This is a genomic window from Phormidesmis priestleyi ULC007, from assembly GCF_003003695.1.
Lineage (GTDB): Bacteria > Cyanobacteriota > Cyanobacteriia > Leptolyngbyales > Leptolyngbyaceae > Phormidesmis_A > Phormidesmis_A priestleyi_A.
On sequence record NZ_PVWG01000118.1, the window covers coordinates 1 to 1,273 of the forward strand.

The 1,273-nt window shown below is 52.6% G+C and carries 1 protein-coding gene; it reads right to left on the reverse strand.

Going from position 1 to position 1,273, the window contains the following annotated elements; genetic code table 11:
• Positions 1–24: 24 nt before the first annotated feature.
• Positions 25–1,185: a transposase gene (locus C7B65_RS26925; RefSeq protein ID WP_244913309.1), complete on the reverse strand. Its 1,161-nt coding sequence runs from the start codon at positions 1,183–1,185 to the stop codon at positions 25–27.
• Between the last annotated feature and the right edge of the window lie 88 nt (positions 1,186–1,273).

Below are 1,273 nucleotides of genomic sequence, written 5' to 3' on the forward strand. Positions count from 1 at the left end.
ATTGACTCACATCTTGCAGCAGTCTCAATAAGGCAAGAATGGTAAGGGCTTGACGATGATTTCAAACCCTAGCTCATCTGCGAGGCTGCGATTCTTTTGAATCTGACGTAACAGTTTCATCCAGAGTACGTGAGGCAGGAGGAGCGCCACAGCTTTGATACTCACCTCGCCCCAATCGAGCCGACACCAAGATGGGAAGGATTGAGACACCCAACAGGCAAGCAGGTCAGCGATGAGAGACAACACTAACCAGCGGTAGATTCCCAGCCGGGTCTTTTGCCCAAAGCAATGCAAGCCGAACCGATGTTTGATGGTCTTGAAGAAGCCCTCGATGGCCCATCGTTGTCGTCCTAGTTGTACGAGATAGGCTCCAGAGTAAGGGTAGGTGGAAGCGACAAAGCGTAATTCTCGTTTGCCCTCGCTGCGTTTGAGCCAAAACCAAGAGACCGTTAAAGGAGCATCAATGCCCACGAGCCGCACCTGTTGTCCCCGTTTTCCATGACGGTAAAGCGATTTGAGGGGTTTGCCATTCTCCATTAAACGAGTGCAGCGCATGCCGACCACGGCTCGCCAGCGGCGTTTTTGCACCGCCTTGAGAAACTCGACTGTACCAAACTCAGTATCCGCTAGAACGATAACGCAGAAGCGTTTCGTTAGGGTCTTGGGGACACGGGCAAGGAGTTTGCAGGCGAGTTGAGGGGGCCTTGGGGTGCCCTTGCCGTGCCAGATCCAGAAACTCCAAGGCACTCGCCACGAACCCAGCACGAGGTAGAGCATCACCACGTGCAGTCCCCGCTTGCCATTGAGCACTCGCACCCACGAGTTGGGCGTTTCTTTAGGCTCATTCAGGTCGCCCAAATGCAGAAACTTGCCACACTTGGGTAGGGTCGTCAGGTCAATCAACACTTTGAGCGGACTGCCACTGTGGGGCAGATGCTGTGCCATCTGGTACAACACTGCTGGGCGAGTGGTTCGCAGCACTGACCGGGTAGACCAATCGTAGTGATTGAGAAATCGACTTAAAGCACTGGCAGATTTCGTCTGGCAATGCTGGGGAAAAGGATGTCCTTGTGCTTCCAAAAACAGTCCCAGTAGAGAACTGAGACTAGCGTGTTGATAGGAACTAGGCATCAGGTGAAGCAGGGCGTACACTAGTCCTTGGGCGTGTTTCAAGATGGTTTCCATAACCGTCCAATTCTATTTTCTACGCCCTTTCTTACAGACTTTTAGCCGTTTAGCAACCCCTTATCGAGAAGGCTGCAAGATCTGAGTT